This window comes from Dolichospermum sp. UHCC 0259, from assembly GCF_009711935.1.
GTDB lineage: Bacteria > Cyanobacteriota > Cyanobacteriia > Cyanobacteriales > Nostocaceae > Dolichospermum.
The window spans coordinates 1-26994 of record NZ_VIKX01000098.1; the positions used below are offsets into that span (position 1 = coordinate 1).

At 39.4% G+C, this 26994-nt stretch carries 26 protein-coding genes and 1 pseudogene; 13 read left to right on the top strand and 14 right to left on the bottom strand.

Annotated features, from left to right (window positions below; translation table 11 throughout):
- Positions 1–62: 62 nt before the first annotated feature.
- Positions 63–245 (top strand): DUF29 family protein, encoded by a 183-nt coding sequence (locus tag FJR05_RS07380; RefSeq protein WP_254446792.1) that lies wholly within the window; start codon positions 63–65, stop codon positions 243–245.
- Between the two features lie 160 nt (positions 246–405).
- Here the strand turns inward: FJR05_RS07380 and FJR05_RS07385 are convergent, their stop codons facing one another.
- The 3 genes from FJR05_RS07385 to dnaK all read right to left on the bottom strand — a co-directional run bounded on the left by FJR05_RS07385 (position 406) and on the right by dnaK (position 4607).
- Positions 406–1251, bottom strand: a complete 846-nt coding sequence (locus FJR05_RS07385) for a Uma2 family endonuclease (RefSeq protein ID WP_168643522.1) — start codon at positions 1249–1251, stop codon at positions 406–408.
- A gap of 131 nt (positions 1252–1382) precedes the next feature.
- Positions 1383–2375 carry a DnaJ C-terminal domain-containing protein gene (locus tag FJR05_RS07390; RefSeq protein ID WP_168643523.1) on the bottom strand — a complete coding sequence of 331 codons (993 nt, stop codon included), beginning with the start codon at positions 2373–2375 and terminating at the stop codon, positions 1383–1385.
- A gap of 177 nt (positions 2376–2552) precedes the next feature.
- Positions 2553–4607, bottom strand: coding sequence for a molecular chaperone DnaK (gene dnaK / locus FJR05_RS07395; RefSeq protein WP_168643524.1), 2055 nt, complete (start codon positions 4605–4607; stop codon positions 2553–2555).
- A 128-nt stretch (positions 4608–4735) separates the two neighbouring features.
- Between dnaK and FJR05_RS07400 the strand changes: the two genes are divergently transcribed.
- The 3 genes from FJR05_RS07400 to FJR05_RS07410 all read left to right on the top strand — a co-directional run bounded on the left by FJR05_RS07400 (position 4736) and on the right by FJR05_RS07410 (position 7426).
- Positions 4736–5191, top strand: coding sequence for a DUF29 family protein (locus FJR05_RS07400; protein ID WP_168643525.1), 456 nt, complete (start codon positions 4736–4738; stop codon positions 5189–5191).
- Between the two features lie 322 nt (positions 5192–5513).
- Positions 5514–6692 (top strand): ATP-binding protein, encoded by a 1179-nt coding sequence (locus FJR05_RS07405; protein WP_168643526.1) that lies wholly within the window; start codon positions 5514–5516, stop codon positions 6690–6692.
- A complete protein-coding gene (locus FJR05_RS07410) occupies positions 6689–7426 on the top strand; it encodes a DUF4276 family protein (protein WP_168643527.1) in 738 nt (245 codons plus the stop codon). Before FJR05_RS07405 ends, FJR05_RS07410 begins: the two co-directional genes overlap by 4 nt.
- A gap of 132 nt (positions 7427–7558) precedes the next feature.
- Here FJR05_RS07410 and FJR05_RS07415 read toward each other — a convergent pair whose 3' ends face one another.
- Positions 7559–8089 carry a hypothetical protein gene (locus tag FJR05_RS07415; RefSeq protein WP_168643528.1) on the bottom strand — a complete coding sequence of 177 codons (531 nt, stop codon included), beginning with the start codon at positions 8087–8089 and terminating at the stop codon, positions 7559–7561.
- Positions 8090–8827: 738 nt separating this feature from the next.
- Here FJR05_RS07415 and FJR05_RS07425 point away from each other — a divergent pair.
- Positions 8828–8986, top strand: coding sequence for a hypothetical protein (locus FJR05_RS07425; protein ID WP_168643530.1), 159 nt, complete (start codon positions 8828–8830; stop codon positions 8984–8986).
- On the opposite strand, the gene FJR05_RS07430 is transcribed toward FJR05_RS07425, so the two are convergent.
- From FJR05_RS07430 to FJR05_RS07460, 7 genes are all read right to left on the bottom strand, one after another.
- Positions 8970–9194 carry a type II toxin-antitoxin system HicA family toxin gene (locus tag FJR05_RS07430; protein ID WP_168643531.1) on the bottom strand — a complete coding sequence of 75 codons (225 nt, stop codon included), beginning with the start codon at positions 9192–9194 and terminating at the stop codon, positions 8970–8972. The genes FJR05_RS07425 and FJR05_RS07430 overlap by 17 nt on opposite strands.
- A 2-nt stretch (positions 9195–9196) precedes the next feature.
- Complete coding sequence (locus tag FJR05_RS07435) at positions 9197–9403, bottom strand: type II toxin-antitoxin system HicB family antitoxin (protein WP_168643532.1); 207 nt, start codon at positions 9401–9403, stop codon at positions 9197–9199.
- A 212-nt stretch (positions 9404–9615) separates the two neighbouring features.
- Positions 9616–10311, bottom strand: coding sequence for a 3-oxoacyl-ACP reductase FabG (gene fabG / locus FJR05_RS07440; RefSeq protein WP_168643533.1), 696 nt, complete (start codon positions 10309–10311; stop codon positions 9616–9618).
- Between the two features lie 379 nt (positions 10312–10690).
- On the bottom strand, positions 10691–11008 hold the full coding sequence (gene trxA / locus FJR05_RS07445; protein ID WP_168643534.1) for a thioredoxin: 318 nt from the start codon (positions 11006–11008) through the stop codon (positions 10691–10693).
- Positions 11009–11133: 125 nt separating this feature from the next.
- Positions 11134–12447: a dihydrolipoamide acetyltransferase family protein gene (locus FJR05_RS07450; protein WP_168643535.1), complete on the bottom strand. Its 1314-nt coding sequence runs from the start codon at positions 12445–12447 to the stop codon at positions 11134–11136.
- Between the two features lie 211 nt (positions 12448–12658).
- Positions 12659–13108: a YlqD family protein gene (locus FJR05_RS07455; RefSeq protein WP_168643536.1), complete on the bottom strand. Its 450-nt coding sequence runs from the start codon at positions 13106–13108 to the stop codon at positions 12659–12661.
- Between the two features lie 96 nt (positions 13109–13204).
- On the bottom strand, positions 13205–15169 hold the full coding sequence (locus FJR05_RS07460) for a long-chain fatty acid--CoA ligase (protein ID WP_168643537.1): 1965 nt from the start codon (positions 15167–15169) through the stop codon (positions 13205–13207).
- Positions 15170–15404: 235 nt separating this feature from the next.
- Here FJR05_RS07460 and FJR05_RS07465 point away from each other — a divergent pair, with 235 nt between their 5' ends.
- Entirely contained in the window at positions 15405–15641 is a 237-nt protein-coding gene (locus FJR05_RS07465; protein ID WP_168643538.1) for a hypothetical protein, read from the top strand.
- A gap of 279 nt (positions 15642–15920) precedes the next feature.
- On the opposite strand, the gene recQ is transcribed toward FJR05_RS07465, so the two are convergent.
- A complete protein-coding gene (recQ, locus tag FJR05_RS07470) occupies positions 15921–18110 on the bottom strand; it encodes a DNA helicase RecQ (RefSeq protein ID WP_168643539.1) in 2190 nt (729 codons plus the stop codon).
- A 5-nt stretch (positions 18111–18115) separates the two neighbouring features.
- Here recQ and FJR05_RS27600 point away from each other — a divergent pair, with 5 nt between their 5' ends.
- The 4 genes and pseudogenes from FJR05_RS27600 to FJR05_RS07480 all read left to right on the top strand — a co-directional run bounded on the left by FJR05_RS27600 (position 18116) and on the right by FJR05_RS07480 (position 19650).
- The gene (locus FJR05_RS27600; RefSeq protein WP_256376180.1) at positions 18116–18250 is read left to right on the top strand and encodes a hypothetical protein; all 135 of its coding nucleotides are present in this window, start codon (positions 18116–18118) and stop codon (positions 18248–18250) included.
- A 138-nt stretch (positions 18251–18388) separates the two neighbouring features.
- Positions 18389–18898, top strand: coding sequence for a DUF29 family protein (locus FJR05_RS07475; protein ID WP_168643540.1), 510 nt, complete (start codon positions 18389–18391; stop codon positions 18896–18898).
- Positions 18899–18949: 51 nt separating this feature from the next.
- A pseudogene (locus FJR05_RS27895) lies at positions 18950–19021 on the top strand (hypothetical protein); the annotation flags it as partial.
- 56 nt (positions 19022–19077) lie between these two features.
- On the top strand, positions 19078–19650 hold the full coding sequence (locus FJR05_RS07480) for an HD domain-containing protein (RefSeq protein WP_168643541.1): 573 nt from the start codon (positions 19078–19080) through the stop codon (positions 19648–19650).
- A gap of 102 nt (positions 19651–19752) precedes the next feature.
- On the opposite strand, the gene FJR05_RS07485 is transcribed toward FJR05_RS07480, so the two are convergent.
- Complete coding sequence (locus tag FJR05_RS07485; protein WP_168643542.1) at positions 19753–20769, bottom strand: ribose-phosphate pyrophosphokinase; 1017 nt, start codon at positions 20767–20769, stop codon at positions 19753–19755.
- A 461-nt stretch (positions 20770–21230) separates the two neighbouring features.
- On the opposite strand from FJR05_RS07485, the gene FJR05_RS07490 reads away from it, so the two are divergent.
- The 3 genes from FJR05_RS07490 to FJR05_RS07500 all read left to right on the top strand — a co-directional run bounded on the left by FJR05_RS07490 (position 21231) and on the right by FJR05_RS07500 (position 25306).
- Complete coding sequence (locus FJR05_RS07490) at positions 21231–23081, top strand: serine/threonine-protein kinase (protein ID WP_168643543.1); 1851 nt, start codon at positions 21231–21233, stop codon at positions 23079–23081.
- A 54-nt stretch (positions 23082–23135) separates the two neighbouring features.
- On the top strand, positions 23136–23813 hold the full coding sequence (gene bioD, locus FJR05_RS07495) for a dethiobiotin synthase (RefSeq protein WP_168643544.1): 678 nt from the start codon (positions 23136–23138) through the stop codon (positions 23811–23813).
- A 272-nt stretch (positions 23814–24085) separates the two neighbouring features.
- Positions 24086–25306, top strand: a complete 1221-nt coding sequence (locus tag FJR05_RS07500; RefSeq protein ID WP_168643545.1) for a M20 family metallopeptidase — start codon at positions 24086–24088, stop codon at positions 25304–25306.
- 145 nt (positions 25307–25451) lie between these two features.
- Here FJR05_RS07500 and gatA read toward each other — a convergent pair whose 3' ends face one another.
- Positions 25452–26912, bottom strand: coding sequence for an Asp-tRNA(Asn)/Glu-tRNA(Gln) amidotransferase subunit GatA (gene gatA / locus FJR05_RS07505; protein WP_168643546.1), 1461 nt, complete (start codon positions 26910–26912; stop codon positions 25452–25454).
- Positions 26913–26994: the final 82 nt, after the last annotated feature.

The window sequence follows — 26994 nt, forward strand, 5'->3', positions numbered from 1 at the left end:
CTCCTATCCCTGTTACTTCCTAATTCCTTTTTAGTGGGGGAGTGTGAACAGTTACAACAGATATGACTAGGAATTTAAGAAAACACCTAAACGAAGAAAAAGAAAATAATTATCAAAAAGCTATTAAGTATGTGATAGCAAAAACAGGATTAAAGAAAAACACTTTTCCTGAGCAATGTCCTTATACTTTAGAACAGTTAATTAATGATGATTGGTTTTCTGATACTATTAATATTCAATTTTAGGCACTCCATAAATTAGGAATGATTTTAATGGTTTTGTGAGATAGTTAAGTTTGATGTTTCATCAAAAATAATCAGTTCTAAGTCTTCAGTGAAAAATTAATTGAATATTCTAAATGTTGGGTTTCCTTGGGTCAACCCAACTTACACAAAGTGTATTATTTCATAAAATGTCAGGGTCAATATTCAATTCTCTGAGTTTGGCTGCTAAACGTTCTGCACGTTGGCTTACTTCTTCTGCGAGTTGGGTTTGTTGTTCTGCGAGTTGGGTTTGTTGTTCTGCGAGTTGGGTTTGTTGTTCTGCGAGTTGGGTTTGTTGTTCTGCGAGTTGGGTTTGTTGTTCTGCGAGTTGGGTTTGTTGTTCTGCGAGTTGGGTTTGTTGTTCTGCACGTCGAGTTGCTTCTACTCCATATTCTTCTGGTGTTAGCATTAATTGTCCTTCTGGCAGAAAATAACGCAATTTACCGTCATGGACACCCAAATATAAATTTAGTTGCTGACTCCATAATAAACCTTGAGGATTGGGTTCTATGGGTTGATATGTTCCACCAAACAAGATAAAACCAGCAAATTCTAAATTTTGCGGATTAAACCAGAAATATTCAGGTGTGCGGAAAATATCTTGATAAATTTGTTTTTTTAACCCTTTATCAGTGGACGCAGTGGAGGGAGAAAGCAATTCTATAATGAGGTTAGGATATTTACCATCTTCCTCCCAAACTACCCAGTTATTGCGATCGCGGTTTTCTGTATCCAGCACTAGAAAAAAATCTGGTCCACGAAAATCTTTGGTTTTAATTTGCCGAGGACTATAATAAACAGTCATGTTCCCGCCAACAAAATAATTATTAATTTTATTTATATCTCGCCACCACCAATTGAGACATTGGATTAGTAGTAGCATTTGTTGTAGATGTAAAGATGATTCCAAAGGGGGTTCGTCACTTTCTAGATTACTTGGAGGAAATATTACATCTAAACCGGGTTCAATATTTTGGGTGACGGTCATAGCTGCAAGTTAGTGGAGGATCTATTTTCATGGTAACAGATCCAGGAATCTAAAATTCTCTACCCACTCTGGATCTGAGCCATCTGTGGAGAAACCGATTTCTTTTATTTCTTCTGTAGTTTGTTTTATTGTTAAATAAAATCAGCACGGGGTTTAAAAGTTTCTATTTCTCGCAATTTTTCATAAAGTTCCCGTTCTTGGGGAGTAATATTTTTGGCAGTTACTATCTGAATTTCTACTAATTGATCACCACGTTGACCGTTTTCAACTGGGTAGCCTTTATTACCAAGCCGGAATCTTTGCCCAGACCGAACACCAGGGGGAATGGTCATTTTTACTGGACCATCAAGGGTAGGTGCTTCAACTTGTCCACCTAATGTTGCTTCACAAGGAGTTACAGGTACTTGACAAAAGATGTTAGAGCCTTCAAGTTTAAATAATGGATGAGGGTCAACGGTAATTTTTAGGTATAAGTCACCACCACTAATCCCTTGATTGCGGAGGCGGATAGTTTGTCCTGTCACCATAGCTGGGGGCATAGTCACTTCGAGCGATCGCCCATCTTCTAATCTTATCCTTTCATTACCGCCTTGATAAGCTTTTTCCAGTGGCAAAGTTAATCTGGCTTCGATATCCCTGCGAGTGCTACGGGGTGGAGTATTGACAGTGTAGGCTACTTTAGTTCTGGGAGTGCGAAATGGGTCGCTGGGGGTGGTATTTCCTGGAGCATTTTTGGGTTCTTTGCGGTTGCTGACACCAATTACTTGATTGACAAAACTCTCAAAATCGTTGAATTGGCTGGGGTCTACATCCTGACTAGAACGACTGTTAGTGCGGTTATCCCAACCTTTAGGCTTGGGAGTTTGTTTATTGCCGGCAAAGCCGTTTTGTTGCCAATAGCGACTAAATTGGTCATATTGCGATCGCCTGCTAGAATCGGAAAGGATTTCATAAGCCTCCCCAATAGTTTTAAATTTCTCCTCAGCTTCCTTATTCCCCGGATTCAGGTCAGGGTGATATTGTCTAGCTAAACGCCGATAAACCTTTTTAATTTCTTCGCTTGTGGCATCTTTAGAAACTCCTAAAATCTCGTAATAATCTCGAAAATTTTGCAAATTTTGCATATATTTAAATGTCAGTGGTCAGTGGTCAGTGGCTTCGCCGTGAGCGTCAGCCGATAGCGTAGCGTGGCGTTAGCCATACGGTCAGTTGTCAGTGGTGTTTCTACTTGTTACTGACCCTGCAAATCAAATATTGGGAAAAATATTGAATGAATCCCAATTTAAAAATCTAAAATCGAATTATAACCAATCATCGTCATCATCCCAATTATCCTGGTAGCTGGGGCGTTTGCTGCGGGTGGGACGACTTTCATAACTGGGAGAACGACCTGGGTTGCCATAATCTCTGTTAACACTGCGGTTAGATGAATCTCGTTGCCGATAGTTATCTCTGTAAACATCCCTTTCCGGTTCTCTTTCTTTTTCACCCACAAAGATTTCCCGGATAGCGCCAAATAAATCCTCATCTTCATCCTCAGCATAATACTGACGGACTTCTCTATTCAGTTCATACAGAGCATCTTGTAAATCAGCATAAGCCTGATCAATTCCCCGATCTTCGTTAGCTTGTAAACTTTCCCGTAAATTTCGGCAAATATTATCAATACGTTGACGACGGTTACGGGCAAATTGCATTCCCATTTCTAAAGCCACTTCTCGCAATTGCCGTTCTGCTTGTAATATTAACGCTTCAGCACGGGTACGTTTTTCAACTCGTTCTTTTCTTTCTCTGTCAACATCGGCGTATTTTTGGGCATCCTGAATCATCCGGTTAACTTCTGACTCACTCAAAGTCGAAGCGCCTTGAATAGTAATGCTTTGTTCCCTACCTGTAGTTCGATCCAGGGCTGTTACCTGAAGAATCCCATTAGCATCAATATCAAAGGATACTTGAACTTGGGGAATACCTCTGGGGGCTGGAGGAATACCATACAGTTTAAACCGTCCCAAGGATTTGTTATCTGCGGCCATATCCCTTTCGCCCTGAACCACATTAAGTTCGACACTGTTTTGGTTATTTTCCGAAGTAGAAAAGATGTCAGAACGACGGACTGGGATGGTTGTATTGCGGGGGATAAGTTTTTTCATCACACCACCGATGGTTTCTAAGCCCAGAGATAGGGGTGTGACATCCAACAGAAGAATATCTTTAAGTTCGCCAGCGAGAATACTGCCCTGAATAGCAGCACCCACAGCGACGACTTCATCAGGATTGACGTTTTCATTAGGTTCAATACCAATTAAGTCTTGAACTAGCTGTTTCACCATAGGCATTCTCGTAGAACCACCAACGAGGACAACTTCCTCGATATCTACAGGAGAAAGTCCGGCATCTTTTAAAGCCCGTTTAACTGGTGTTCTGATTCTACTCAATAAGTCCACACATAAACCTTCAAATTGCGATCGCGTCAACCGAGTTTCTAGGTGTTTTGGCCCATCCTCTGTGGCAGTAATGAAGGGTAAATTAATATCAGTAACACTAACTGCCGAAAGTTCTATTTTAGCCTTTTCTGCGGCTTCCATTAATCTTTGCAAAGCTTGGCGATCGCGTCTTAAATCTACACCCTCTGCTTCTAAAAATTGTTCCGCCAACCAATCAACTATTTTTTTGTCAAAATCATTACCACCAAGTTGAGTATCTCCACTGGTAGCTTTAACTTCAAATACCCCGTCACCCACATCCAGCAAGGACACATCAAAAGTTCCCCCACCCAAATCAAAAACGAGAATAGTTTCTGTGTAACCTCGATCTAATCCGTAAGCCAAAGAAGCCGCTGTTGGTTCATTGAGAATCCGTAACACATCTAAACCCGCAATTCTGCCCGCATCACGAGTAGCTTGGCGTTGGGAATCATTAAAATAAGCCGGCACAGTGATTACAGCGCCAGTCACAGGTTCACCCAAATAACGACTAGCATCATCAGCTAATTTTTTCAGCACCATTGCCGAAATTTCCTCTGGAGAAAATTCCTTATTTAAACGGGGACAGGCAACCTTGATATTACCAATTTCATCTTTGCGGATAGTATAAGGAACACGCTTAGAATCTGAGTTTAATTCGCCATACTTGCGCCCAATAAAGCGTTTTACCGCAAAAAAGGTATTTTGGGGATTGAGAACAGTTTGCCGCCTCGCCATTTGCCCCACAACCCTTTCACCCTCTTTACTAAAGCCAACGACGGAGGGGGTGGTTCGCATTCCTTCTGCATTGGCAATCACCACCGGCTTGCCACCCTCCATGACGGCGACTACTGAGTTGGTTGTACCCAAGTCGATGCCAACTACCTTGCCCATGCGTTACTCGTCTCCTGTTGCGTGTTTTATAAATTTATTATGATATAATAATACTGCTTTCAGCTTGGTGCTAAATCAGGTCAACAATCCAATAATATAATATATCCCATTCTTACATAACTAAAGATATGGAAGAACTTTTGACGTTAAGGGAATTACTACTTAAAGGTGATATGACTGGAGCTTTGGCAATTGTTGACGAATTGGAAGAAATGAGCAGAGACGATAAAATCAACAACATTCGTAGCTATGCAGTAATTCTGCTCATACATCTAATCAAGCAAAAAGCAGAAAATCGCACCACGAAATCGTGGGAGTTATCAATTCGCAACTCTATACGCGGTATCCAAACCAAAAACCAGCGACGTAAAGCTGGCGGAACATACCTCAATACCGAGGAATTAAGCCTAGCAATTTCTGAAGCTTATACAGAAGCAGTTGATCGCGCCTCCTCAGAGGTTGAAGAAGGACGCTATGAACCCCATGAGTTAGCCAAACTAGTCAACCGTCAAGAGATATGCGATTCCTACGGAGCGCTTCGCTATCGCGCCATGATCTTAATCTCTACAAATCTAGAAATTTAAACTGGGTATTAAGGCTTCCAATGGGAGCTTAGGCGATTCAGAAGGTCAGTGTAGCGATCGCTATTTCACACAACCACAAATACTCTCAAATGATTTGATGTGTTTTTAATGGGCGATGGTCAGTTGGACTCTAATTTGATGGGAGTTCACCTGAGCGATCTGCAAAGCAAATTAGACCAAATGAAAAAGTTTGTTCATTTCGCTTACTCAGCTAATATTCTACATTTTGGTGTAAAATCAAGCAATCCACCAAAATTTAACTATTTTTTAGATTAAGATTAAAGCGTTTTAAGTCAATTATCTAGTATAGGGAAAGAAAAAAGTGCAATTAAAAGAAATAAAGATTTCCCGTTTTAAAAATCAACCTGATGAGTGGTCAATTGAAGGTAAACCTCTAAACAACGAATTTGGACAATGGCTCTCTTTCGGTGGTATGAATCTCATCGTAGGGAAAAATGCAACAGGCAAGAGTAAAACAATCAATGCCATAAGGCATATTGCAGACCTGTTTTGTGGGGATGTGCAAATATCTCGGCTTAATTCATTAGGCTTTGGAACTACTGAATATAATTTAAGGTTCGATAGTGATGAGGGAGAAATACAATACTATTTGGATTTCAAAGATGGGAAAATCATTCAGGAGATTTTAACGGTTAATAATGTAGAAAAGTTAAACCGGACTGAAGGGATTCTTTGGTATGAGGGAGCTAAGGAAAAATTAGCTTTTGAGACAGATGATGATGTATTAGCTGTATCAAAAAGAGATAAAAAACAACATTCTTTCTTTGAAACGTTATATTCTTGGGGGAAAAACTTAAATTACTATCCTTTTGGCACTCCATTAGGTAAAGATGCTTTTTTAAAAGATATAAATTTAGTCAGATATGATAGTGAAGAAGTAGATTTAAAAGATGGTGATGAGGTAACTCGAATTTTTGTTATGGGGCAAAATCAATTTTCCGATTCATTTGTGAATACCATACTTGAGGATATGAAAGCAATTTCATACGATTTACAAAAAATAGAAGTAAGTCAGTTAAAAAAATTTCCTATTCCTGTATATGGATTAAATGTGCAAGAAAGGGATTTAGAAGCTATTACAGATCAGAAAGAAATGTCTCAGGGAATGTTCAGAGCTTTATCACTCCTTGTGCAACTCAATTATTCTCTATTAAGCAAGACTCCAAGTTGCATTTTAATTGACGATATTGGAGAAGGATTGGATTATGATAGATCGAATAGCCTTATTGAACTTATTATTGAGAAAATAAAAGATTCATCTATCCAAGTTATCATGACTACAAATGATAGATTTGTAATGAATAAAGTTCCTTTGGAATATTGGTCTGTTATTCAAAGAATACCCAAAAAATCTTTATTTTATAATTATCAAAATTCTAAATCAACTTTTGAAGAATTTAAACGTACAGGACTTAATAACTTTGATTTCTTATCTTACGAATACTACATTGAAGATTTTGAAATTGAAGAACAACTATGAAAAAAATTGCTTTTTTTGTTGAAGGACAAACAGAACAGCTTTTTATCAATAAGCTACTCATAGAAATAGCAGGACAAAAAAATATTTCAGTTGAGCTAGAGCAATTTCAAGGTTATGGAAGAAGACCTACAAAAAATATTTATCCTAAAACAGCTTCAAATTCAGTTTCTCCTAAGCATTATGCTTTGATTCACGATTGTAGGGGTGATAGCAGTGTAAGATCCAGAATTATAGACAACTATCAGACATTATTTTTACAAGGATATACTCAAATAGTAGGCCTATTAGATTTTTATCCGCAAAATCTATGTCCAGAAACGAACTTAACTCAATTTGAAAATGAGTTGATAAATGGTACTGTAAAACGAAATCGCCAAGTAACTCCGCCTTTACCTGCTAACACTGCAATTGTGGTGGCTGTGAATGAAATTGAGTCGTGGTTCTTATCTGAATGCAATCACTTCACCTGTGTTGATGCGATTCTGACCAACTCTTTTATAGTATCAAGAGTAGGCTTTGACCCTTGTATTGATGATATGACTTTACGCTCCCATCCAGCCCAGGATTTACATGATATCTATCAGCTTGTAGGTAAAGCATATAAAAATAAGAAAAAAGATACCGTAGAAAGAACTATAGAATGTTTGGATTATGCAAATATTTACATAAAACTCGCAAGTAAAATAACAAAATTAAACGATTTAGTTTCAATAATCAATATATTTTTGACATAATAAAGAATTAGATATGTCAAGATTATCTATTTCATCCGTACCTCCCATTGTAAAGCGATCGCTAATCCCAAAGTTACCCATTACCTATTACCTATTACCTATTACCTATTCCCTACCTCTACGAAAAATTCATCAATCAAATCGGATCACCATATCTAGACCTAGTATTTTTCTGATTTCAGATATTTTTCTGATTTCAGATATTTTTTTATTCTCATAAATTGAAAAGTCAAGATTATTAATGTTTTTTACTTTTACTTTTCTGCCATCTATAAATCCCAAGTTAAATGATTGAAGATGTTTGTCGGTAAATCTATAATGTTTGGGATAAAAGTATTTTGATATTATTTTGAAAATTAGGCAATGCACAGAATTAGTTTTCAGATCATTACCCATTGTAAAACCTACAAGAAAAGCCTCATCATCTAGCGAAAATCTTCGATTTAGTAAGATGTGTAAATAATCATGCCTACAAAGGTCTATTTGTCCAGGAAATTTGCAGAAACTTTTGGGATTTTCTAATAACCAAACAATGAAAGGAATATCTTCTTGTTTATCTCCCTTGAGAGTTTGATAAATTTTTTTTAAGGTATCTTGATCAGTGTAACTACTAATGCTGACAGTAGGATTAGGTTTAGTTTTTGTAGTCAATTTAATAGCCATCTGTAAACTCCAAAACAATCAACAAATACAAAGACAGAAACGGCGTAAAAAATCATAACTTTATCTTTTAGCAAAATACTTGCTACTAGTAATTGACTAGAACTCATTGCTAAAAAAATAAACCCATATCCACTAATTATTGTTTTTGATGCTAATACAATTCCTCCGCATAATGCACATAAGCTACTAGATATTTTTAAAATCAAAGGAATAGGTAACTTTTTTATGTGCTTGCATTGAAATAGCATATATTGTGACTCCTATAGAAAATAGGAGTTGTAATGTTTTGTGCTGCAATACCTTCACCAAAGCTCTGACATCCCATTAATAGGTTAACGATTGTATTAGTCTTGAAACCTACATTTGGCAAACTAGCAAAGGTATTGTTATTACTAACTTATTATTTAGGATCGACAAGTGCTTAAAAATAGTATAAATACTTAATTATTTTTTAACAAAGACGTTAAGAGGCGGTAATCACTGATTTTGAGTATATAAAAATACTATTTTGATGGGTTGTTTTGTACAAATTAGGACTTACGCAAGTGTCACACTGAAAATCTGTTGTAGGGGGTGTCAGATATCAAAAATCTGTTTATTTGCAGGATTTATGTAGTCTGACGCACTATACCAATGTGCCAGTTGCGTAAGTTAATGAAATTTTAAACGCGTCTGATAGCGTAGCGTGGCGCAAGCCATATCAGGATAACAGGATGAAAACTTCTTTGGTTAGGCAATTTGGACGTTTCTACCGTAAATCTAAGAGATTCCTACGGAGTGCTTCGCTATCGCCTCAACAATCATTTTCTCGATTTTGTAAGAGGCGATCCGAAGGTCAGTGTAGCGATCGCTAATACTACAAATAATACATACCATATATTTAAACAGCGGCAATAAATTCTTCTACTGTTAACCCAGCAGTTCGTATCAGTCCGCGTAAAGTCCCTTTTGCCACCTCATGATGATCAGGCACAGACAAAGTTACCATTTCACCTTCTTTAACCAAAATGATATGACTTGCACTTTGGCGTGCAAATCGCCAGCCTAGTTTTTCAAAAGTACGAACTATTTCTTGTCCACTCAGAACAGGTAGTTTTGATGCCATAACTATACTAAGACTTCTACTTGTTTAGTTTCAATAGTCAATGGCAACCCCATTTCTGCCCTCACTTGTAAGCAAGCAGAAATTGCATCTTGAATATTATCTAAAGCCTCTTCTTTTGTCGCTCCCTGACTAATGCAACCAGGAATACTAGGACATTCAATAATCCAGATACCATCTTCGTCTCGATCAATAGTGACATTGAATTTCATACTAAGTTGTAGTTAAGTAATACCTGTATTTTAGCTTTGAAAATTTCGATTATTCAACTGAACTTGCACAGTCTCAGTTTTAATGAAAGATTACAGCAGATTCTGGGAAAAAGTCAATTGCGATCGCTTTAAATAATAATTACAAGTGATACCTGCTGAGTAACAAACAGATACCACTCTCATAACCGTTCTCTTTCTCAGTCGAGTCTACTTCACAAGCTACCATAAACGGGAATGACTGCACCACGAAGATCAATAGCTGCTTCTGAGGCTAAAAAGCAGATAACTTTGGCGATAGATTCGGGTTTTACCCATTTGTCAGCGTTTTCTGCACCCATAGCGGCTCTATTGCTGGGAGTATCAATGATACTGGGGAGAATGGTATTAGCTGTAATATTAGTATTTTTGGTTTCATGAGCGATCGCTTTTGTTAAGGCTATCACCCCAGCCTTTGCCGCAGAATAAGCCGCTAAATTTGCCGCAGGTTCAGCACCAGCGCGAGAACTTACAGTCACAATGCGCCCATAACCATTTTCCAGCATACTTTCAAGGCTATATTTACAAGTCAAAAAAGTTGTATTTAAGTTTAAATCTATTTGCTGTTTCCAATCATCAAAGCTGTATTTGTGAGTTTTTCCCATCGAAAAACCACCAACCAAATGAATTAACACATCCACTTTTGTCATGCGGCTGACCAGTTTCTCTACTGATGCTTCATCTTCTAAATCAGCAGGAATAAAATGAATTCTCGCAAAATCTGCCGGGAAAATAATTCCTTTGAGTCGTTCTACATCTTGAGGATTACGATAAGGAATAGTTACATCTGCACCTTGGGCTATAATGGCGGGTGTGACACCTAAACCGAGTCCCCCTGTACCACCTGTAAGTAAAACTTGTTTGCCTTTCATGATAAAGATGCACTCCTTGAATCTTCTTTATTCAAGATAGCGTGGATTTTCCAGAATCAATTTCATGATTTTGTTTCGCGCAATCTCTCTTAGAGATCCAGCAGGGTAGGCACAAAGGAATAAATACACAGAAAACTGCTGTCATAGAGACGCAGAATTCGGCATCTCTAATTGAAAACAGTAACTAAGTAGGGCTTGCTTAATAAAGCTAAAACTTAGATATATCGAAAGTTTGAAGGTGAAAAAGGTGAATCAGGTGCAAGGAATAAGGGTTGAAATTAGCAAAAACTTATCACTTTACCAGATTCAATACTATTCTTCTCTTCTTCTAATTCTTCCTCCTGACTCCTGACTCCTGACTCCTGACTCCTGCTGTATGTTAAAGCTTTGTTTGTAGATGTTGTACTAGTTGTTCAGCTTGCATAACACCTTCAATTTTATCTACAGGCTGTCCTTGTTTAAATAGTACCAAGGTTGGTAAAGCCGCAATGCTGTATCGGCTGGCTAATTCTTTATACTTTTCTGTATCAATTTTGACAATCCGCAACCGATCTTTCAATTGGAGATTAACCTTTTCCAAAATAGGTGTCATCATTTGACAAGGTCCACACCAGTCAGCATAAAAGTCTACTAATACGGGTACATCTGAACCAGATAGCATTTCTTCAAAGCTGTTGAATTCTTTTTTAGTGGTCATAACACACCAATTTTTAATTAATTGTTTGTTTTAATGTTAGTTCTTAGAATCTAGAATTTGTATATGTTTATATTTTTTATAGATCCCCGACTTCTCCAAGAGGTCGGGGATCTGAGTATTAGTGCTTACATTGTCAAAGACTGAGGATTGGTTTCAATCAATTTTGCTAAGTCTTGCAAGAATCCGGCGGCATCAGCACCATAAATGATGCGATGATCACAGGTAACAGTTACTTGCATTTGTTGACGGACACCAAATAAGCCGTCGGCTGTGGCTACTACCTGGGGACGTGATGCACCAATGGCGAGGATAGAACCTTGTCCAGGTGGTAAAATGGCATCAAAGGTATCTACACCGAACATTCCCAAATTGGAGAGGGTGAAAGTACCGCTGTTGTATTCTGCTGGTTGTAGCTGTTTGGCTCTAGCGCGTTCTACTAAGGATTTCCAGTTGCGAGATAAGGAGTAGATATCAACTGCATCTGCATTTTGTAAAACGGGTGTGATTAAACCACCATCATCCATAGCTACGGCGACGGAAATGTTAATATTCGGGTGATTGACAATTCCTTGGTCTGAGTAGCTGGCGTTGAGGATAGGGTGTTTTTGCAATGTCACGGCTACGGCTTTGGCTAGTAGCGCGGTCATTGTTACGCCTTTAGACTTAATTTGTTTGTAAAGTTTATCGAGTCCGTCGGTGCTAATTGTGTAACTAACACGGAATACAGGTACGGACAGACTGGCTACCATACCCCGAACTACAGCATTTTGTAAGGTAGTGAATGGTACTACTTGACCAGGAACAGCACTACTAACTGCTGGTGTGGTGACTGGTGCTGGTGCTGCTACAGGCGCAGGTGTTGGGGCGACTACTGGTGCTGATGCTGGTGCTGGTGCGGCAGTGACAACGGGGGTAGTAACTGGCTGAACCTTACCAACTGCAACTTCTACATCTTCAGCGACAATGCGACCGTAGGGACCGCTACCTGTGAGGGTATTTAAATCTACTTTGAGTTCTTTGGCTAGTTTGCGGGCGCGGGGTGAAACTACGACTCTGCCCGGTTGGTGGTTAGAACCATTTTGAGATGCGGTGACAGGGGCAGCAACTGCGGCAACTGCAACTGGTGTGGGGGCAGGTGTGGAAGGGGCATCCGCGCCATCTGCGTTGGCTAGGGACTTGGCTGTGGCTATTTCTGCTTCTGTTTCGGCGATATAAGCGATCGCAGCACCAACTGGGGCGGTTTCACCAGCGGGAACAATGATGTGGGCGAGATATCCTTCGTAAAAGGTTTCTACATCCATATCAGCTTTATCTGATTCGACCACCACCACGGTTTCGCCTTTCTCCACTTTATCTCCAGGCGATTTGACCCAGGAGACAATTTTGCCTTCGGTCATGGTGGAACTCAGCGCCGGCATAAATACTTCGTTAATGCTCATAATGGTGGTTTCAGAATCAAAATTTTTTGAATTGGACTTTAACAGTTGTTATTAGCTAAAATTGTATCTTGATCACAGGGTTTTAGATAAAAATTTATATGCTGAGGGAACAGGGAATAGGAAACAGGGAATAGGGAATATTTATCTTGATTCTCACCAATTGCCCATCACCAATTACCCATTACCCATCACCTATTTACCCATTGTCTACTTAGATGTCTCCGCGAATTTCTTCGACGATGCCATCACGGAGGACAACTTCTACCTGCATTTTACTAATCAAGTTATCACCTGGTTCAATGCGGAAAAAGCTTTCCATTTGGAATTGGTTAACTTCTTGATCTAATTCCAACAATTGTACTTGCTGGAGGTTTTGCAGCATTTGGTTTTTCTGATCTAGGAGTTCACTTTTCTTTTGATTGACTTGCAGTTGGATATTGTCAATTTGTTGGAGTGTTTGAGGTCCTGGTGGTTGAACACTTTGTTTTTGAATGGCGCTAATTGCTCTTTGTCCTTCAACGTCTAGTTGTTGCAGTTGTTGGTCAACTTGATTAATCTGAGCTTGAAGTTGCTGTTGGACTTCCTCTTTCCAGAGACTAGTAACTATGGCTTTGACATTAATCGGGCGTTTTAAAAGTAATTGGGGGTTGGAGACATCCATAAAATTTGTACGTTCACTCTTAAATAGTTTGTAGTGTGGTGAGGAGTCAGTAGGGGCGGGGTTTCCCCGCCCAAGATTTAGGGGAAAATTAGGAAATTATTTAGCAAACATTGCGTCAATAATATCGCAATATCGTTCCGTGACAACGTGACGACGGATTTTGAGAGTTTGTGTCATGAGTCCATTTTCAATTGAGAATTGTTCCTCAATGAGTTTGAATGGTCCAATACGATCATCGGCTCGATAGCTGGGACGGTTTTGAACTTCCCGATTTAATTCTTGACGAAACAAATCCTGGACTATTCTACTCTCTAAGTCAATCTTTTCGGTATGATTTTGAGATTGGTTCCATGCTGCTAAGGCTTCTAGGTTAGGAACAATCAGAGCGCCAATGCTACGTTGATCTTGTCCTACTAGCATGATTTGGTCAATGTAGGGCGATCGCAAACAAGCATCTTCTATGGGCTGAGGTTCAATATTTTCCCCATTGGTTAAAACAATGGTATCTTTTGCTCTCCCTGTTAATACTAGGTCATTTTCAGGAGTTACCCAACCCAAATCACCACTGTCAAACCAACCTTCTCCATCTATAACTTTTTTTGTAGCTTCGGGATTTTGATAATAGCCTTGCATGATTTGTGGACCCTTGAGCAGCACTAAACCCCGTTCTCCCACTGGTACAGGTTTACGAGTCTCAGGATGGACAATTTTTACTTCCGTACCTGGAATTGGTTGCCCCGAAGAACCCCGTAAATTTCGCCAAGGACGACGAGCATTAGTTACTGGTGAGGTTTCTGTCAAACCATAACCTTGTAAAATTTCCACACCAACGATTTCAAAAAAGTTATCTATATACCCAGGTAGCGCCCCACCACCACTAATAACGTGCTTAATTTTTCCACCTGTGGCTTCTCGCACTTTAGTATAAACTAATTTTTCACCTAGTATATGGAGTGGTAACAAAGCTAATTCTACTATTTTGGCTTGGAAACGTTCAATAAATGAAGCGTGAACGTGATTTAAACTCAATCCCTGGGAAATACGCCGTGCTTCCACATATTTCTGGCTCATGTCCAGTAAAAATTTGATTAAGCTTTGTTTTTTGGCTGGTTGTTCGCGGAATTGTTTTTGCACTCCTTCATAAATTGATTCCCATAACCTAGGAACAGCAATCATATAATTGGGTTTAAATTTCTTTAAATCCCCTTTAACAGAACGCAAATTAGTGTAAATTTGGGTACAGCCTTGAGAAAGTAGAAAATACTCACCACTGCGTTCATAACTATGCCATGTAGGCAAAATACTCAGGGCAATATCTCCTTTCCTTGGTTGTACTACTGTTCCCAAGTTTCTAACTTGGTGCAGCAAGTTTTTGTGAGATAGCATCACACCCTTGGGTTTTCCCGTAGTTCCAGAGGTATAAATTAGGGTTGCTAATGTTTCTTCGCCATGTTTAACTACTGCTAGGGTATTTTTGCTACCAATTTCCAATAACTGGGAAAAGTTGACTACTTGAAAATTAAGTTCTGTGGGTGGTGTTTCATCGGAAAGTAGAACTACGAGTTTAATCGGTAATTCATTGAGACCTGACCCTAATTTATTTAGAGTTTTGATATCCTCAATTACCAATGCTGTACTCTCACTATGGGAAATAATATAAAGCAATTCTTCTGGGTCTGCTTGAGCACTACGGACTGCATTTACTGCTCCAGCAGTCATAATACCCTGATCAGCAATAAACCAACGAGGACTATTATCAGCTATCAGGGAAACCCGTTCACCATAGGGAAGAGTTTCGCTATTGTTGTTATTGAGGCCTAACTTCTGCAAACCAGACGCAAATCTTTGAATTTGATCCAACAACTGACCATAGGTAATTTTTACTTCTGGTTTAGAGTGAGGATTATGTAGAGCAATAATATTCTCAAATTTCTTTGCTGCTAAAGTCCAAATTTCTGGTAATGACTCAACATTTGTGTAATCTACTAAACTCTGTAATGCCAGACTTTCTTGTGCAGAAATGTTATTGAGGAAAGAAGTTGCCGATTGTTTTTTTGTCATAAATGCTACTGTTAAATTCAATTAATAGCGCTATTTAATATTTAGCTTACACATTAATTGATAATAATTACTGAATTATTCTCGTTCCATATACAAAAATCTATGCTAAACTGATTTTATATAAACTAAACACTATGGTTAAGTCTTACTACATTTCCATATATTTTAAGACTAACCAAGACTAACTAAACTGTTCCTATGTAATTTCGTCAGGGAGTAATTCCCTATAGGTTTGATGGATGTATTATTGCTCACCGTCATCAATGCTGGGGCTTGTTTAGCTTTACCCAAGCTACTGTCTATAATTTTAGTTCGTAAACCTCAACAATCTCAACCTCTTTCTATTGTATCTGATTGCCAACCTGCCAAGATGGGAATAACGAGTTTTCCCTATTGTACAGCCTACGCATTAACTGGTAATCAATTTTGTAAATTTAGTCCGCGTTTTTGTAATCAATGTTCTCCTAATTAAAGAGAGTATTAGCGCATATATTGGTTTTGGGCGCAGGGCCTGCGCCCTTACTGGATTTCTATTTAATTTACTTATGTAATATCAAAGAGATTTAAAAATTCAAAGTTGCTCAAATGTAGTGTTTGTCAGACAAAATGAAGATGTGGTTATCACCAATATTTACAAAAGGAAAAGGGAGTTATTTATGACTTTATTTGATGGTCTATTTTTCACACTATTCAATGCAGCTATTTGTTTGGTTTTACCTAAGCTGCTATCTTTGGTTTTATGTACTAAAAACTAAAATTCAATATCATCTTTAAGAGATTTCTGTTTTTCCCGTCGCCATTTTGCCCTCACTAAACGAATTTCGTCAAAGCTGTAGCTTTCACCTAAATTTTCCCGAATGGGTGTGAGGGCAATATCACCCACAATTTCTAAGACGTTCCAGATTCTCTTTTGGCGTTCTAGAGGGACTAATTGAGTTAAATCTAGAGGCTGTTTTTTTTCTATTAAATTGGAGATATGACTGATAACTGTGGCGGTTTTGACGTTGCGTTTTTGGGCGATTTCTTCAATACTTAAACCCTGATTATATAATTCTAAAGTTGTTAATTCTGTATCTGAGGGTGAGTTAGGGAAAGATGAATAATTGACCCGATTAATTGTCTTGTCTGGTAAACCTTGTTCTTGACGATAGGTTTGAATTTCTGCTAAAAATCTTTCGCCATACTGAGATAATTTATGGCTACCAACGCCGGAGAGATTGCCAAATTCATCTAAGGTTTTGGGTTGCATTTGTGCCATTAATTTGAGGGTAGAATCATGGAAAATGACGTAGGGTGGCACTGCTTGTTCGTCTGCAAGTTGTTTACGAAGCGATCGCAATTTTTGCATGAGAACTTCCACATCTGCGGATTTGCCACTTCCCTCTTCCCAAGTCATCTTTTTAACTGTAGGAACAGCAATGGAAACTGTGCGTTGTTTTCGCATCACTTCCCAACTCAAAGCATTGAGTTTTAAAACGGAATAACCATCAGCAGTTTGTTCTATTAACCCTTGATGTAATAATGATCTACATAACATTCGCCATTCATCCACTGTTTTATCTTTGCCAATTCCATAGGTAGAAAGTTGATCATGTTTATTAACAATAATTCTCTGATTTTTTCCGCCTCGTAAAACATCAATAATATGCAGCATTCCAAATCTTTCTTTACATCTAGCCACACAAGATAAAAACTTCATGGCTTCGATTGTCCAATCTTGAACAGGTTTGGGATAAAGACAATTATCACAATTTCCACAATTGCCGGGAAATCTTTCCCCAAAATAACTTAGTTGAATTGTGCGTCTACAATCTGTCCCTTCTGCATAATCAATTACCTGTCTTAGTTGTTGTTTAGCTATTAATTGTTCTTGAGGATCGGTTTTTTGATTAATACTCCATTCAATGGTTTTAATATCACCATAATTGAAAAATAACGTACATTTAGAAGGTTCATCATCTCTGCCGGCTCGTCCTGATTCTTGATAGTAACTTTCTAAATTTCGGGGTAAATCGGAATGCACAACAAACCGGACATCAGGTTTATTAATCCCCATTCCAAAAGCAACTGTAGCTACCATTACTCGCACATCATCTCGAATAAACCGAGTTTGATTTTTTGACCTTTCCTCATCACTTAAACCAGCATGATAAGGTAAAACTGAAACTTTGTCATTTTGGAGTTTTAAAGTTATTTCATCAACTTTTTTGCGAGTCAAACAATAGATAATTCCCGAACCTTCATTTTCTCTAACTATTTCTAATAATTCAGCGTAAGCGCGGTTACTTTTAGCCCGGACTTCATAATAAATATTTTGGCGGTTAAAACTAGCAATATGAATACTTGGTTGTTTTAATCCTAATTGTTCAATAATATCAGCCCTGACTCTATCTGTGGCGGTAGCTGTGAGGGCAACTGTGGGAACATCAGGATAACGTTTGCGGAGTAATCTTAATTGACGATATTCTGGGCGGAAATCATGCCCCCATTCGGAGACACAATGGGCTTCATCAATAGCAAATGTGGAAATCCCGACTTTTTCCTTAACTACGTCTAAAAGGGGCAAAAATCGGTCACTAACAAGACGTTCTGGGGCGACATAAAGTAATTTTATTTTACCATTCATGATCGCTTCTTCACGAGAGCGAACTTTATAGGCGTTGAGACTACTATTCAGAAATGTGGCAGAAATATTATTAGTTCGCAGTGCTTCTACTTGATCTTGCATTAATGCTATCAATGGAGAGACTACCACAGTCAAACCTGGTTTCAAAAGTGCCGGTAATTGAAAGCACAGAGATTTCCCCCCACCTGTGGGCATAACTACCATTAAATCACGATTTTCCAGTGCATCTTCGATAATTTGCCGTTGTCCAGGGCGAAATTGATCATAACCAAAGTGATGTTTTAAGGCTTTTTCTAGGTGGGGGTACTGAAGCATGGTAGATGGCTGCTGCGTGTCTGGTTGAGGATGAAGATATTAGGATTTTAGCGCACGTTGGGGAATTGGCAGAGGGAACGCTAGAATTTATAGATAGGAAAATGTCAGAACCAGGATATCCAGGATTAAAGGATGAATAGGATAAAAATAGGGATTTTATGACTGATTACCTATTACCCATTCCCAGTCTTAGCTAGATATTTAGCAATCTGGGTTATTATAGAACATCAAAACTACAAGATCAACTAATGTCTGCAACTAGGGAGAATAAAATAACTATGACGCAAGAATTAATGGAGTTAAGACAAACTATATTAGAAGGGCGTTATGATGATGCCTTAGAAATTCTTGATGATTTGGAGGATATGAGCAAACAGGGAACTTTGCGAAAAATAGAAGCTTTTTTAGTGAAGTTGGTTATTCATCTGATTAAAAATCAGATTGAACAGCGTTTAACTAATTCTTGGATTGCTTCAATTTCTGATTCTGTGATTCAAATTTCTAAATTGAATGTTAAAGATAATCAAAAATCTTATTATATTAAATCTGATGAATGGTGTGAATATTTAGCAGAAGCTGTAGAAATGGCAATTCGTCCCGCTAGTGCGGAGATTTTTGGCGGAACGTTAAAACCGAGTCAAGTTTCTCAAAGATTACAAGGAAAAGAATTAATTGATTTTGCTGAAAATCTTTTGTTGTTAACTTATGAATATCAACCTAAAGAGTTAGCAAAGATGATTGATAATTATTTATCACAATTACCGGGATGTGAAGATTGGTTTGAGTAGGTTTGGCAAAACTAAGTTGTTTGAGTATAATCAAGTAATGAATAACCACTCAAATTAATTAAACGGCTCGGTTATGGATTCAGAAATTTTGAAAATTTCCGAGTTCGTGCCTTTTTTCAATAATAATGATTATCATCCATTAGCTATTATCACTAATTGCCTATTACCTCTAACTAAAAATGCTATCAGAAAGATTTACCCAAGCGCTTACCTACGCCCACGAACTCCATGCCACCCAAAAACGCAAAGCTGGGGATATTCCCTATATTACCCATTTACTAGGAGTAGCCAGCATAGCCTTAGAATATGGTGCTAACGAAGATGAAGCGATCGCAGCATTATTACATGATGCCATAGAAGACCAAGGTGGAGCAGCCACCAGAGCAGAAATTCGCCGCCGATTTGGAGATCATGTCACCGCCATAGTTGATGGTTGTACAGACGCAGACACCACACCTAAACCTCCTTGGAAACCCCGGAAACAAGCTTATATTGCCCATATTTCCACCGCTTCCCCAGAAGTATTGCTAGTTTCTGCTGCTGACAAACTCCATAACGTCCGCTCAATTCTCAAAGATTATCGCATGATTGGTGATGCAGTTTGGGAACGTTTTCAAGGTGGCAAAGAAGGGACACTTTGGTATTATCGTTCTCTCGCAGATGCTTTTCAGAAAAATCAACCTACTCCTTTAGTAGAAGAATTAGAAAGAGTAGTTTCCGAATTAGAAATATTAGCCAGTTATAAAAAATGAAGAACGAAAACAACTTTCATCCTTCATCTAACAGTAGGGGCGCAGGGCCTGCGCCCTAAATTCCACCCCATCCTAACGACAAGCGCTATAATAACTTCTTAATTAACGAAATAAACTACTAAGAGAGCTATCTTCGTGAATCCGCCAAATTGCTTCTCCCAGCAGATTAGCAACAGAAAGCGTCACCAATTGGGGAAACTGATTAGCCTCTGGGATGGGAATAGTATTAGTAACTATCACCTCCTCAAACACCCCACTAGACAATCGCTCAATTGCCGGTGGAGAAAATACAGCATGAGTAGCACAGGCATATACCTGACTTGCACCTTCTTGACGAAGTAACCTCGCCCCTTCCGCAATCGTCCCGCCAGTATCAATCATGTCATCTACCAAGATGGCAGTTTTGCCTCTCACATCACCAATCACATTTAAGACTTCGGCCACATTATGAGCCTGACGGCGTTTGTCAATAATTGCCAATGGGGCATCATTTAACTTTTTCGCAAATGCCCTGGCACGTGCAACCCCACCCACGTCAGGAGAAACCACCACAACATCCTGTAATTCTTTGCTAATGAGATAATCCAGGATAACTGGTGAACCATATACATGATCAAAAGGAATATCGAAATAGCCCTGAATTTGGGCTGCGTGTAAATCCATTGCTAAAACTCGATTAGCCCCTGCTTCAGTAATCAAATTAGCAACTAACTTAGCAGTGATAGATTCTCTGCCGGCTGTTTTTCTGTCAGCACGAGCATAACCATAGTAAGGAATTACTGCTGTAATCTGGCGTGCAGAAGCCCGACGACAGGCATCAATCATAATGAGTAATTCCATCAAATGATCATTGACGGGTTGACAACTGGGCTGGATTAAATAGACATCACAACCCCGAATAGATTCTTGGATTTGAACATACAGTTCTCCGTCCGCAAATCTTTTACGAATCATTGGCCCCAAGTCCATACCTAGATAACGAGCAACTTCTTGCGACAGTGCTATATTGGCAGAACCGGAAAAAAGCCGCAGACGATTATTGTCAGGTAGTCCCGTTACTATTGACTGGACAGGTAAAGTGGTAGAACTTAGCACAGCAGATCCTCGAAGTGCATTCATAGAAATATCATCAGAGATTGAGCAAATTTAGCCGAAATCGAGTAAACAAATAATATTGATCTTCCAGTTAGCTCTGGGGTGTTACAACACCTATGATTAAATAGCACCAAACGTGCAAACAATTATTTTATGATACTTGTTACCAATTAATAACCCAATTAACTGAAGATTAAATATTTATTTTAATAAATCCCAAGACCTGGAAAAAATTTGCCGTGAACCAAACCGCTTGGTTTATCTATTCTGGATTATACCTGCTACCATATTGGACACATCCTGACTCAAGGCAGAATGTAAGAATAGAATAATGCAAGACTTATTTCTAGTATACACTTCCTTGTAGGCGGGAGGACTAAGAAAAATTACGGAAGCTACAATTGAGACATCTTGTGTCACATTGTGGATGGATGATGCTTTGACTAAGTTCTAGCTCAGTTGCTATTATATTCAATTAATAGATCATGCAATCACCGATTACAGTTGGTACTATCCTACAAAATCGTTACCACATAATTCACATTATTGGACAGGGGGGATTTGGGAGAACCTATCTAGCAGAAGATCAAAGACGCTTTAATGAGCTTTGTGTTCTGAAAGAATTAATTGCCCCAATCACAGAAACATCTCATGGGCAAAAAGCACAGGAGTTATTTGAACGAGAAGCTGCCATCTTGTATCAAATTGAACATCCACAAATTCCTAAATTTCGAGAAAAATTTGCCCAAAACGAAAAGTTATTTTTGGTACAGGATTTTGTGGCTGGTAAGACTTACCGCAATCTCCTCAAGGAACGTCAAGAACTGGGAACAACCTTTACTGAAGCGGATGTACTGCATTTATTGAGAACTTTATTACCTGTTCTTAGTTATATTCACGGGCAGGGAATTATTCATCGAGACATATCTCCAGAAAATATAATTTTACGGGAAAATGATTTTTTGCCTGTGTTAATTGATTTTGGAGTGGTGAAGGAGTTAGCTACAAAATTACAATCATCAGGTGCTACATCACTAACAAGTGTGGGCAAGTTGGGTTATGCGCCTAGTGAACAAATGCAGACTGGCAGGGCATATCCCAATAGTGATTTGTATGCTTTAGCTGTGACTGCTATAGTTTTATTGACTGGGAAAGAACCGGCAGATTTATTTGATGAACAGCAACTAACCTGGAATTGGCAACAATGGGCTACGGTGACACCAGCATTTGCTCAGGTTTTACAGCGAATGTTGAGTTATCTACCGGGGGAACGCTATCAAAGTGCGGCTGATGTGACTCAAGCGCTGCTAAACACAGGCTATGGTAGTCAACCTGCGGTTAATTTATCTTCTTTACAAACTATTGCTATTGGTCATCGTCCTGAACCTATACCAAAAGCATCGGAAAAGCCCCAACCTTCAGGAGATTCTGGGCAAAGTAGCTCTATTTTGGATAATGGTTGGGCGTTGGGAAGTATTGGCTGTATTGTGATTATTTTAGCAGGTTTTGGTTCTTGGAGTCTAGTAAATTCACTGAAAGGCAAGCCGCGTCCATCGGGAGAAACGACTACAACTCCACAATCTTTTCCTTCTCCAGTTATTCCTAGTGGGATGACATTAACACCAACTCCAACACCAACTAGTAGCAAACCTGTGATTAATCGCCAACGGCTGAAATTAGACAGGTCGAATATGGCAAAAGTTGAGGGAACACTACGGGAAAATGAATTAATTCAATATAGTTTGCAAGGTAAGGGTGGGGAAAAGTTAGTTGTATCTGTCAATGAGAACAGTGGTGTTATTCTGACGATTTTAACTGCTGATGGTGAAGTCGTGAATACTCAAGATCAACAATCTACATCTTATGAGGGAATATTAGCGAATGATGGCAAATATATTATTCAGTTAGGTTTGTCCGAGGGTGTGGCAGAGGTTAATTATAGTTTGAATGTGGCTTTAGAAACGCTAACCCCAACGGAAACCCCAACACCGACGGAAACACCAACTCCAACGGAAACGCCAACTCCAACGGAAACACCAACTCCAACGGAAACACCAACTCCAACGGAAACACCAACTCCAACGGAAACACCAACTCCAACGGAAACACCAACTCCAACGGAAACACCAACTCCAACGGAAACACCAACTCCAACGGAAACGCCAACTCCAACGGAAACACCAACTCCAACGGAAACACCAACTCCAACGGAAACACCAACTCCAACGGAAACACCAACTCCAACGGAAACACCAACTCCAACGGAAACACCAACTCCAACGGAAACACCAACTCCAACGGAAACGCCAACACCAGAGTTTAATGGGACTAATTAGGGCTAAATTAGGAAAAGAAGCAAATTAAGTTGTCATTTTTAACGGAAAACATTGTTGAATACTTTACTGATTACGGGAACTGATACGGATGCTGGTAAAACTGTGGTGACAGCAGCTTTAGCGGCTTATTGGCAAAAATATTATCCTCAGCGTCGTTTGGGGATTATGAAGCCAATTCAATCGGGGGTGGGAGATAGGGAACTGTACCAAAGTCTGTTTAATTTGGAACAGTCAGCGGAGGAAATTACACCCTTGTATTTTGAAGCGCCTTTAGCACCTCCGATTGCGGCTGCGAAGGAAAATCGTCAAGTTGATTTAGCGATCGCTTGGCGAACTTTGTTATCTTTACAAAAACAGCGTGATTTTGTATTGGTGGAATCTTTGGGGGGTTTAGGTTCACCAGTTACCAATGAGTTGACTGTGGCTGATTTGGCGGGGGAATGGCGATTGAAAACGATTTTGGTTGTGCCGGTCAGATTGGGAGCGATCGCTCAAGCTGTGGCTAATGTAGCATTAGCTAGGCAAACTAAAATCAATCTGCGGGGGATTATTCTCAATTGTACCCAACCTCGCACTGAGTCAGAAATTGCTGATTTAACGCCACCAGATTTAATTCAATCATTCACAAATATTCCCGTTTTAGGTTGTGTTCCCTATCTAGAAAATCCTAGAGATTTGGAAAAACTTGCCGAAGTGGCTGCGGCTTTGGATTGGGAAATATATTGTAGGTAATTGGTGATTGGTAATAGGTGATTGGTAATGGGGAAGAGTTTTTTATTTTTAATTAGGGTTTGCTTAATAAAGCTAAAACTTAGATATATCAAGAGTTTGAAGGTAAAAAAGGTGAATCAGGTGCAAGGAATAAGGGTTGAAATTAGGAAAAACCTATCACTTGACCAGATTCAAGATTATTCTTTTCTTCTTCTAATTCTTCCTCCTGACTCCTGACTCCTGACTCCTAGCCCTAACCAAAAGACTTTTTCAACAAACCCTAATTAATAAATATGGTTTCTACATTTCCTCTGGCTTCAACAATCAATCTCAAAAATGTCCGGTTAGAAATTCGGGCTTTACAACCGCAATTAGTGGAGTGGAGAAGACAGATTCACCAAAAGCCAGAATTAGGTTTTCAGGAAAAAATTACCGCCGAATTTATTGCCAAAAAATTGCAAAATTGGGGAATTGTCCATCAAACTGGAATTGCTGAAACAGGAATTGTCGCTATTATTAAAGGTGAAAAACCTGGCAATGGTAAAGTATTAGCAATTCGGGCGGATATGGACGCTTTACCTATTCAAGAACTCAACGAAGTTCCCTATTGTTCTCAACATGATGGTGTGATGCACGCTTGTGGACATGATGGACATACAGCGATCGCTCTCGGTACAGCCTATTACCTCAATCAACACCGACAAGACTTTAGCGGCACTTTCAAAATTATCTTCCAACCCGCAGAAGAAGGTCCCGGTGGAGCAAAACCGATGATTGCAGCAGGTGTACTTAAAAACCCTGATGTTGATGCCATTATCGGTTTACACCTATGGAATAATCTGCCATTGGGAACTGTAGGAGTCCGGGCTGGGGCATTAATGGCTGCTGTTGAATTGTTCCGTTGCACAATTTTTGGTAAAGGTGGACATGGGGCAATTCCTCATCAAACAGTGGATTCTGTCGTGGTAGCAGCGCAAATAGTCAATGCTTTACAAACAATTGTTTCCCGTAATGTGAACCCCATTGATTCCGCTGTAGTCACAGTGGGAGAATTACACGCTGGCACAGCAGTTAATGTGATTGCTGATACCGCGAGAATGGGGGGAACAGTGAGATATTTTAATCCTGATTTAGCAGGTTTTTTTAAAGAACGCATTCAACAAATTATCGCGGGAATTTGCCAAAGTCACGGTGCAAGTTATGAATTAGATTATATTCATCTTTATCCACCAGTTATCAATGATCTAGAAATTGCTGCTTTGGTGCGTTCAGTAGCAGAAGAAGTGATAGAAACCCCCATTGGTATCGTTCCCGAATGTCAAACAATGGGTGGAGAAGATATGTCATTTTTTCTGCAAGAAGTTCCCGGTTGTTACTTTTTTCTTGGTTCTGCAAATCCAGAGAAAAAATTAGATTACCCCCATCATCATCCCCAATTTGATTTTGATGAAACAGCTTTACCAATGGGTGTAGAAATGTTTGTCCGCTGTCTGGAAAAGTTCTTTGTTGAATAGTTAGGAATGTGAATTAAATAAAGTGCAAAAGTAGGGTGTGTTAGCGACAGCGTAACGCACCATTCCACGTTAAATCAGAATTGCAGGTTATTAAATTTGCGTTCCTTAGTAGGGGTTTACGGCGTAAACCCCCGCGAGTGAGAAACTAAGCAATTTTGGGTTTTTGTAAATGCCAATTAGTTGATTGTTCATAGGCATAAGCTATTTGGAAAAGTTGTTCTTCTCCTAGCACTTTCCCCACTATTTGTAGTCCAATTGGTAGACCTTTACTATCAAAACCGCAAGGTAAACTGATTCCTGGTAAACCAGCTAAATTAGCAGGAATAGTCATTAAATCATTTAAATACATACTCAAAGGATCAGTTGTTTTTTCTCCGGCTCGAAATGCGGTAGTCGGTGCGGTGGGAGAAATTAAAACATCTACTGTTTCAAAAGCTTTTTCAAAATCTTTTTTAATCAGAGTGCGGACTTTTTGCGCTTTCAAATAGTAAGCATCATAATAACCAGCGGAAAGGGCATAAGTACCAATCATAATCCGGCGTTTGACTTCCGCCCCAAATCCTTGAGAACGAGTCCGGGTATACATGGATAAAAGATTGTCTGCATCAGGAGAACGCAAACCATATTTAACGCCATCGTAACGCGCCAAGTTAGCTGATGCTTCCGAGGGGGCGATAATGTAGTAAGTTGGTAAACCATAGCGGAAACTGGGACAGGAAATAGGATGAATTTCTGCACCTAATTCTTGCAATTGATCAATTGCTTTGGTGACAGCGGCTTCTACTTCTGGATCTAACCCTTCACCAAAGGTTTCTGTAATGATACCAATTCTGAGTTTTTTTCTAACTTTGAGATCCGGTTTTAAACTAGCTGCATAGTCAGGAACTTTGACTTTGAGACTGGTGGAGTCTTGTGGATCATAGCCGGCGATCGCACTCAACAATATAGCCGCATCTTCCACACTCCGTCCAAATGGTCCAATTTGGTCGAGAGATGAAGCGTAAGCCACTAAACCATAACGGGAAACTAATCCATAAGTCGGTTTCATCCCCACCACACCGCAGAAGGACGCAGGTTGCCGAATTGACCCCCCCGTATCAGAACCCAGGGAAACCACACATTCATCGGCTGCTACCGCTGCTGCTGAACCACCGGAAGAACCACCAGGAACACGGGATAAATCCCAAGGATTAGCAGTAACTTGGTAAGCGGAGTTTTCTGTAGAACTCCCCATCGCAAACTCATCCAAGTTGGTTTTACCTACCATTACTCCCCCAGCGTCAGCTAGTTTTTGGGTAACGGTGGATTCGTAAGGTGGCACGAAATTTTCCAAAATCCGGGAAGCGCAGGTAGTGACTATCCCCTTGGTACACAAATTGTCTTTAATGCCGATGGGAATCCCCGCTAAGATGCCAATTTCTTCTCCCGCAGCGACTTTTGCATCCACAGCTTGAGCTTGTTTTAAGGCTTGTTCTGTCGTGACAGTGAGGAAACTGTGCAGTTTGGGTTCTAACTCTTGAATCCGATTTAATGCTTCTTGGGTAATTTCAACGGCAGAACGTTCTTTATTGATTATCTGTTCGTGCAACTCGCGGATGGATGCCATAATTGTTCTCTTTAAGGAATCAAGTCATTGATTTTAGCATTTACAGGTGTGGGGATTGGGGAATTTGCGTCTGAACTCCTGA

Coding starts and splice junctions, on each gene's coding strand:
- FJR05_RS07380 (WP_254446792.1), top strand. CDS start 63: ATGACTAGGAATTTAAGAAAACACCTAAACGAAGAAAAAGAAAATAAT.
- FJR05_RS07385 (WP_168643522.1), bottom strand. CDS start 1,251: ATGACCGTCACCCAAAATATTGAACCCGGTTTAGATGTAATATTTCCT.
- FJR05_RS07390 (WP_168643523.1), bottom strand. CDS start 2,375: ATGCAAAATTTGCAAAATTTTCGAGATTATTACGAGATTTTAGGAGTT.
- dnaK (WP_168643524.1), bottom strand. CDS start 4,607: ATGGGCAAGGTAGTTGGCATCGACTTGGGTACAACCAACTCAGTAGTC.
- FJR05_RS07400 (WP_168643525.1), top strand. CDS start 4,736: ATGGAAGAACTTTTGACGTTAAGGGAATTACTACTTAAAGGTGATATG.
- FJR05_RS07410 (WP_168643527.1), top strand. CDS start 6,689: ATGAAAAAAATTGCTTTTTTTGTTGAAGGACAAACAGAACAGCTTTTT.
- FJR05_RS07415 (WP_168643528.1), bottom strand. CDS start 8,089: ATGGCTATTAAATTGACTACAAAAACTAAACCTAATCCTACTGTCAGC.
- FJR05_RS07430 (WP_168643531.1), bottom strand. CDS start 9,194: ATGGCATCAAAACTACCTGTTCTGAGTGGACAAGAAATAGTTCGTACT.
- FJR05_RS07435 (WP_168643532.1), bottom strand. CDS start 9,403: ATGAAATTCAATGTCACTATTGATCGAGACGAAGATGGTATCTGGATT.
- fabG (WP_168643533.1), bottom strand. CDS start 10,311: ATGAAAGGCAAACAAGTTTTACTTACAGGTGGTACAGGGGGACTCGGT.
- trxA (WP_168643534.1), bottom strand. CDS start 11,008: ATGACCACTAAAAAAGAATTCAACAGCTTTGAAGAAATGCTATCTGGT.
- FJR05_RS07450 (WP_168643535.1), bottom strand. CDS start 12,447: ATGAGCATTAACGAAGTATTTATGCCGGCGCTGAGTTCCACCATGACC.
- FJR05_RS07455 (WP_168643536.1), bottom strand. CDS start 13,108: ATGGATGTCTCCAACCCCCAATTACTTTTAAAACGCCCGATTAATGTC.
- FJR05_RS07460 (WP_168643537.1), bottom strand. CDS start 15,169: ATGACAAAAAAACAATCGGCAACTTCTTTCCTCAATAACATTTCTGCA.
- FJR05_RS07465 (WP_168643538.1), top strand. CDS start 15,405: ATGGATGTATTATTGCTCACCGTCATCAATGCTGGGGCTTGTTTAGCT.
- recQ (WP_168643539.1), bottom strand. CDS start 18,110: ATGCTTCAGTACCCCCACCTAGAAAAAGCCTTAAAACATCACTTTGGT.
- FJR05_RS27600 (WP_256376180.1), top strand. CDS start 18,116: ATGGCTGCTGCGTGTCTGGTTGAGGATGAAGATATTAGGATTTTAGCG.
- FJR05_RS07475 (WP_168643540.1), top strand. CDS start 18,389: ATGACGCAAGAATTAATGGAGTTAAGACAAACTATATTAGAAGGGCGT.
- FJR05_RS07480 (WP_168643541.1), top strand. CDS start 19,078: ATGCTATCAGAAAGATTTACCCAAGCGCTTACCTACGCCCACGAACTC.
- FJR05_RS07485 (WP_168643542.1), bottom strand. CDS start 20,769: ATGAATGCACTTCGAGGATCTGCTGTGCTAAGTTCTACCACTTTACCT.
- FJR05_RS07490 (WP_168643543.1), top strand. CDS start 21,231: ATGCAATCACCGATTACAGTTGGTACTATCCTACAAAATCGTTACCAC.
- FJR05_RS07500 (WP_168643545.1), top strand. CDS start 24,086: ATGGTTTCTACATTTCCTCTGGCTTCAACAATCAATCTCAAAAATGTC.
- gatA (WP_168643546.1), bottom strand. CDS start 26,912: ATGGCATCCATCCGCGAGTTGCACGAACAGATAATCAATAAAGAACGT.